1 protein-coding gene is annotated in these 1,648 nt (G+C 74.2%); it reads right to left on the minus strand.

The annotated features are described in order from the left end of the window. A partial coding sequence (locus E4P40_RS27455; protein WP_135161448.1) for an MMPL family transporter occupies positions 1-1,648 on the minus strand: 1,648 nt, incomplete at both ends.

Raw genomic sequence — 1,648 nt, forward strand, 5'->3', positions numbered from 1 at the left:
GAAGCTGATCACCGGCCCCGTCGCGGACACCCCGAGGAGGTCGCCGAACCAGCCCCGCTGGAAGACGGCGACCACGGCGCCGAACGAGGCGCCGACCGACAGCAGGAACCCGACGGCGGCCTTGATCGGCACCAGGATCGAGCGGAACACCAGCAGCAGCAGCACGAGCGCGAGGCCCACGACGACGATCGCGAACGGCAGCAGGGCGTCGCCGAGCCGGTCGGAGACGTCGATCGCGACCGCGGTCTGCCCGGTCACTGCGAGGTCGGCACCGGTCTCCTCCTCGAGGTCGGGCGCCAGGGCACGGAGGTCGGCCACCAGCTCGTTCGTCGCCTCCTCCTGCGGACCGCTCTCGGGGATCACCGTGACGATCGCGGTGCTGCCGTCGGGGAGCAGCGTCGGCTGGGCGAAGGCGACGTCGTCGAGGCCGCCCTCGAACTCACCCGGGGTGCCGGTGGGAGTGCCGCCGACGGCGACCGCGATGGTGCCGACCGACTGCTCCGCCGTCCCCGGGTCGAGTCCCTCCACGAGCACGACCAGCGGGCCGTTGAGGCCTGGTCCGAAGTTCTCGCTGATCAGGTCGTACGCCCGTCGCTCCGGGCTGTCGGGGGCCGCGGTGGAGTTGTCCGGCAGGGCGAGCTGCAGCTGTGGCGCCGGAAGGGCCAGGACGACGAGGCCCGCCAGGACGGCGACCACGGTGAGCAGGGGCCTGCGCGTGACCAGCCGGGTCCAGCGGGCGCCCATCGAACCGCCCGTCCCGGTGGACTCCTGGGCGTCGGCCAGCTCGCGGCGCGCGGCCCGGGAGCCGGGCTTCGGTGCCAGGCGGCTCCCGGCGAAGCCCAGCAGCGCCGGCAGCAGGGTCAGGGCGACGAGGACGGCGACGAGCACGGTGCCCGCAGCGCCGACGCCCATCACCGTCAGGAACGGGATCCCGACGACGGCCAGCCCCGACAGTGCGATGACGACCGTGAGGCCGGCGAAGACCACGGCGGAGCCTGCGGTGCCGGTCGCCCGTGCCGCGGACTCCTCGGGATCCATGCCGGCCGCGAGCTGGGTGCGGTGCCGGGACAGGATGAACAGCGTGTAGTCGATGCCGACCGCCAGGCCGATCATCAGCGCGAGGGTCGGCGCGCTCGAGCTCAGGGTGATCACGTTCGACGTCAGCAGCAGGGCCCCCATGCCGACCCCGATGCCGACGACCGCCGTCAGCAGGTTCATGCCCGCGGCCAGCAGCGAGCCGAAGGTCAGCACCAGGACCAGGACCGCGACGGCGACGCCGATGAACTCCGTCGCGCCGATGGTGACTCCGGTGGTTCCGAAGGCGTTGCCGCCGACGGCGACCTGCAGGCCGGCCTCCTCGGCGGCAGCGGTGCTCGCCTGCAGCGCGTCGAGGCTGGTCGCCTCGAGCCCCTCGCGCGGCACGGCGTACTGCACCGTGGCGAGCGCGGCCCGGCCGTCCGGGCTGACCGCCTGGCTGTCGAACGGACTGACGACGGCGGCGACCTGCGGCGCGCGCTCCGCCTCGGCGACGACCTGCTCGACCACCCCGGCGACCGCGGGGTCGAGGACCGTCTGCCCGTCGGGGGCGACGAACACGATCTGCGCGCCCACGCCGGCCGCACCTGGCGAGGCCGCGTCGAGCTGGTCG

This window comes from Blastococcus sp. CT_GayMR20, from assembly GCF_004570345.1.